The following is a 5294-nucleotide window of genomic DNA, read 5'->3' on the forward strand; positions in this document are numbered from 1 at the left end:
ACTATGGCTGGAAGTCAGAAGATACCGAAGACCCTGAGTATATTGGCCATGCCATGTGGCAGATAAGCCCTCCCGTGGAAACCGAGTGGGACTATCTGTTTGGTAATGGCCCGGTGAGACACCGGCCTACGGAAAAAGAAAAACTGCTTATCGTTTCAGGAAGTGACTTCGAAGGGCTGATGCGTGCATCACGATTATCGATTGGCCTATGTCTTTTGCACGAAACAATTGCGATACAAAAGCCGTTGGATGACAACCACTATTTTTGGCTTCATCATACAGACTCGATTCTACATCTTAATATGGCTTCAGATCGGATAAGGGAGTATTTTGTAGTCGCATTCTTCGATGAGACGTCAGATTCATATAAGCATAAAGGGCGAAGAAGTGGTTGGTTTGTAACGCCATTTATCGAAGCGCGAGATCGTTGCCAACAAGAGCGGGTTAAGCAAAGCATTGTTAGTGCTGTGACGCCGCCACCAGGTATGGCGGAACAAATATACTCGTTCCGTGAATCCCGAAATGGAACAGTTCACGAAATATCAACAAAGCTAGGGAAAATGCACAAGGAACTAGTCGAGAGCCAGCAGCAGGCATTCGATTCTAAGGCGATGCCAGATCTGGGGAAAGATATACCCGACTATGATCTGATTCGGCAAAAGCAGGATGATGTAAATCGGAAACACCAAGAAGAGCTCTCTAGCTCCTCTCAGTTAATCGTTGACTGGTATAAGACGCTCGTTAAACTTAGCAGCTATATATTCGAAGTTGAACATTGGCTCAGAAAGGGTAATGCAAATGCCTAACAATGCCGTGAACTCGGACGCAGTTTTCGTTCGCTACGCTCACTACAAATGTGCCGGTTACGGCTGGCGTTAGAGGAATAATGGCATGGATCACGACTCTGACGTTAGGACGGTAAATCGCCGTAGCGCCTCATCGGGGAGGGTAAGCTACGGCGACCCCGTGGTTCTTCACGAGACAACTAGATCGCGAATAACCTTCGTGCCGTTCTTCATACCTCATAGTGACTACACAGAATTATCGATCAAGATCAGCACATACACCAAAGGCCAAGGCGCACTGGGCTGGGTCCTGAAGGAAGAAAAAGCAGTAACACTCAAAGAATCAGCAGCTCGCCGTCTCTTTACTGCGCTGCAACAACATCTCGCTGTAGCCAGCGAAAACGAAGATGGCAGTTTCCTCCTGCTTCGACTATCGGCCGGCGACACCGACATCGGGGAACACAGCCCGGCGATGGTTGCAAATGCGCTCACGAGGGTTTTGGCGCAAGAAGATATCATAGAGCACCTTTCTGGGTCTGAACTCAGCGACGAGCTGGTGCGTTCGTTGCGTAGCGCGATTAGGCTTAAAGAAATGCAGTCTGCTGTTTCCGTTCTCCGGGAGCATCTGGAACAAGGTGTAACGCAGGAACAGGTGTATCAGGAATGGTGTGAAAATCATCCTTGGGCGTTTGGAAGCGCATATGTCGTAAATGATCAAGTACGCAACATAACTGCTAGCGACAACTTGGATATGCTGTTGCCTACGGTAATCGCTGGATACCGAGACCTCGTCGAACTCAAGCGCCCTGATATGCAAGTCTTAAGGTTCGACAACACGCACCGGAATTTTTACTGGTCGGCGGACGTTTCTCGGGCCATAGGGCAATGCCACCGCTACCTAGATGTGCTGCATGAAGTCGCTGCTACTGGACTCAGAGATCATCCGGAAGTGGTCGCATATCATCCGCGGGCAATAATAGTTATTGGACGATCCAACGACTGGGATGAGTCTCAATTGCGAGCCCTGCACGGCTTAAATCATAGACTGTCGAGCGTTACTGTTATGACCTACGACCAACTGTTGGCACAAGGTGAGCGACTGCTACAGATCGTCTCACCTGCGCATCAGGAGATGCAAATGCAGGAAGTCCCTCCAGACGCTTGGGAGGCCGATGCTGAATTCTGAGAATCCTCTAACTAGCGCGCCAGCCCGACGCCTTGGAGCAGCCTTCGCTCTCGCTCAGGCTGCTCCAAGGCGCGGGCTGCGCTTAACGTTAAGTGAAAAAACCGGAGGAGAGCGATGGCACAGGTTGTTTCAATGATCAACATGAAAGGTGGCGTGGGAAAATCCACGTTAACCTTCAACCTCGCGTGGCGCTCTGCATGGCGCGAAAATCTTCGTGTGCTAGCTGTAGACTTAGATCCGCAAGCCAACTTAAGTCAGTATTTCCTTGGAGCAAAACGTTATCTTGATTTGCTGAGCAAGGGCTCAAAGACAGTCGTCGAGATATTTGAGCAATTCGCTTCACCTACATCCAAGACTGGGGCGCCAACCCTAGTCGAACCAAGCGATGTCATACATGTGCTTGAAGAATGGGATGATGGAAGCGTGCTGCACCTTGTTCCGTCTAGACTTGAGTTGGCGTGGACACTAAAGAACCCGACCGAAAAGGCACAGTTACTACCTCAATTCTTGTCGAAGGTTCAGGATCAGTATGATTTGATATTGATCGATTGCGCGCCTACAGAGTCAATATTGACGCTAGCAGCCTATCGCTCCAGTAGATACCTTTTTGTCCCAGTTAGACCGGAGTTTCTGGCGACAATTGGGCTGCCATTGCTTGCTAGGTCTCTTGAAGAATTTAAGCTTCTTCATCAGAACCAAGAGCTAGACATGGGTGGCATAATTTTCAACGGATTGCGAAGGACAAATACACCTCCAGAGCAAAAGAAGTCTGTTCGTGATGTTACGAAGCTGGCGGCAAAATACGGATGGCCAGTTTTGGAGAATGTCGCTCACCATTCGGACTCCTACCCTGCGGGCTCAAGAGATGGAACGCCCATATTCAGAACCTCGTATGCCCGCGATTACGTAATTGGAGAGTTCCACGAAGTCGCAACAGAGTTTCTGCACCTCATAGGTTTGAAATGAAAAAGTCCGTCAAATCTGCAGCAGAACGAATCCTTGATCTGAGATCTACTTATTCTGAAACGGACCTCATGGACGCAATTCGCATCCTGTCGAATTCGGAAAACTGGGCGCGCTTTCAAAGAACAGAACAGACCCAGTCGAAAAAGAGCACTTCTGATCGGTTGGCTAAAAAACCAAAGAAGGAGCCGGACCTATCTAAAGTGGTTGCAGACCTTCGAGGCGTAGATCATGAAAAGTTTGAGATGTTGTCCAGATTTGATAGCGCATTTAGACAGGGAGAGGTACTCAGAACACTAGATATGGTTCGGGATATAGGCGCATCGATAGATAAATCATTTGATCCTGGAAAATCAAGAAAAGGAGCGATTTCTAAATTTATGAAGTTGCTGGCATCGCTGCCGACTTCGGAGGCTCGCGACAAGATAAATTATATTCTGGAGTCAGAGCGAAACGCATATGATTCCGCGGAGGCATATTCGCAGCTTGCGGAATACATAATTGGTAAAAGCGAATAGAGACTTCACTTAACAAAAAGCTGAAGCTGACGCCGGAAAGTCATGCAGCGCTTCGCGGGAAGGTCCGGCGGCGGCGCGGCTTAGCTTTGCGTTCGGCAATACAAAGAGGAAGCGGACATGACTGAGGTTTATGTAGCCGTAATAGCAGCCACTATTTCTGTCGGCACGTTGATCTGGAATCTCGCAACTACACGCATTTCGCGTGCTCTTGTCCTTTCTGCTGAAGAGACAGCAAAACGTGCCGAGCTTGTACGTTTACATGGCTTAGAGGCTGTAGATGAGTTGTTGTCGGCAGTATCTAAGATGATAGGTGCGGTAAGTGGTCTTGGGTTTTTGAAAAAATACGGCGTTGAATTAGATCCGACAAAACCAGAGACGCAGCAGCAAATAAAAACGATTGGGGAGGAAAGATCGAATATGGCAAAAGTGCGAATTACATCTGCACCTTACCTAGATCATGAATTGATAGGCGAAATCGATAAAATTCTTGCTGCAACAGCATTCGTTGAATTTGATAAGGTCGAAGAAGTCGAGTCCCAGCTCCACGACTTTGTCAATCGAGCTGCCCAGTATGCTCGCAGTAAATATCTCGGGTAGGTGGATAGAATGCCGAACAAGGCCATTCATCCGACGCTCGTTCCTCGCGCGGCTGATGGCCGGCGTTACCCATATCTCTGCGGCCTCGGGGTCACCGGGCGTCGCAAGCACCTGATCAGCGGAGATACGGTGCCATGCGCGCCCCAGAAGCGCCTCCTCGTAACGCTCTGATTTGGCGAAACCGACCGACTTATGGGTAAGAGTATGGGCTTAGGTGTGACGCTAGCGCTTTACCGAATACCGATAAGGAGGGAACCATGTTCAAGAAGAAGCCAATATGCGAAGTTTGCGGGAACAACGAAGCCACGGCCTTCTCATTTATCGTCAGAGACTCAGACTCATTTGAGGGCGACTGGAAGTTTGTTTGTGAATGCACCGCCGAGAAGGAGGATTACTACATTCTAATCCAAAGTTTCTTTTCTAGGCCGCCTGCCGCCGTTGATTGGTTGGCACACATGCATGAAAAATCCTGGATGGATTGGAAAAACTTTATGGAAATGATCTACCGCTTCCGTAGCGCAACAGACAGTTTTGGCGCTCTATGAGGCAAGCGCTAACCAGTCGCTCAACCGGACGCGCTACGTCGGCGCTTCGCGCCGCATCCGCGCGCCGGTTAGCTTCGCGCTGGCTTCCCGGAAACCACTTGGAGGCGAAATGAATACAAGAGAAGCAATTCAGTCCATGTTTGCAGACATGGGCTTGGCTACGCCCGAGGAGCGGTCTCGATATCGGTTTGATTTTCGGAGGACGGGCATACAATCGTCCGAATATTCAGAACCGTCCATACTCGACAACAGAACGGAAAAAGACGAGGACAATAACAAGAAAGAGGAAGCCATCAATGCCGAACTGGGCTGAAATTCTCGATGAAATTCGCGTTTCCGGTAGGGAGGGAAGGAGGGGTCAGGTCTTGCAATCACGCATAGTCACCTAACGAACCGGTCAAGCCGACCCCGCGCGGCAGCGTCTTGGGCTAATCTCAAGCATGGCGGCGCGCGGGTCGGCTTACCGCCGCGTTGGGCGGAACAACGGCAAAATGTCGTAAACTGGCAGCATGAACGCCTCTGTTTACATCGAAACGTCGGTCGCTAGCTACCTAACCGCCAGACCCAGCAGGGACGTACGTGCCGCCGCCTGCCAGAACATTACGGCAGAGTGGTGGGATAATCGACGATCCGAATTCGATTTGTTTATCTCGGAGATTGTAATCGCGGAAGCTTCTCGCGGCAATGCGGAGGCTGCTTC

At 49.8% G+C, this 5294-nt stretch carries 8 protein-coding genes; all 8 read left to right on the plus strand.

Annotated elements, in window-relative coordinates; translation table 11 throughout:
• Window positions 1-806 (plus strand): hypothetical protein (locus tag ABC977_RS17840; protein WP_369668623.1); only part of this gene is annotated, 806 nt, incomplete at its 5' end.
• 199 nt (window positions 807-1005) lie between these two features.
• Complete coding sequence (locus ABC977_RS17845) at window positions 1006-1971, plus strand: Shedu immune nuclease family protein (RefSeq protein WP_369668624.1); 966 nt, start codon at window positions 1006-1008, stop codon at window positions 1969-1971.
• Between the two features lie 114 nt (window positions 1972-2085).
• Entirely contained in the window at window positions 2086-2937 is an 852-nt protein-coding gene (locus ABC977_RS17850; protein ID WP_369668625.1) for a ParA family protein, read from the plus strand.
• The gene (locus ABC977_RS17855; RefSeq protein WP_369668626.1) at window positions 2934-3452 is read left to right on the plus strand and encodes a hypothetical protein; all 519 of its coding nucleotides are present in this window, start codon (window positions 2934-2936) and stop codon (window positions 3450-3452) included. Before ABC977_RS17850 ends, ABC977_RS17855 begins: the two co-directional genes overlap by 4 nt.
• A gap of 117 nt (window positions 3453-3569) precedes the next feature.
• Window positions 3570-4049, plus strand: coding sequence for a hypothetical protein (locus ABC977_RS17860; protein ID WP_369668627.1), 480 nt, complete (start codon window positions 3570-3572; stop codon window positions 4047-4049).
• A gap of 257 nt (window positions 4050-4306) precedes the next feature.
• Window positions 4307-4594, plus strand: coding sequence for a hypothetical protein (locus ABC977_RS17865; protein ID WP_369668628.1), 288 nt, complete (start codon window positions 4307-4309; stop codon window positions 4592-4594).
• Complete coding sequence (locus tag ABC977_RS17870) at window positions 4581-4907, plus strand: hypothetical protein (protein WP_369668629.1); 327 nt, start codon at window positions 4581-4583, stop codon at window positions 4905-4907. Before ABC977_RS17865 ends, ABC977_RS17870 begins: the two co-directional genes overlap by 14 nt.
• Before the next feature lie 196 nt (window positions 4908-5103).
• The coding region (locus ABC977_RS17875; protein WP_501040253.1) for a PIN domain-containing protein at window positions 5104-5294 on the plus strand (191 nt) is incomplete at its 3' end.

The organism is Thioalkalicoccus limnaeus, assembly GCF_041197575.1.
GTDB classification, from domain to species: Bacteria; Pseudomonadota; Gammaproteobacteria; order Chromatiales; family Chromatiaceae; genus Thioalkalicoccus; species Thioalkalicoccus limnaeus.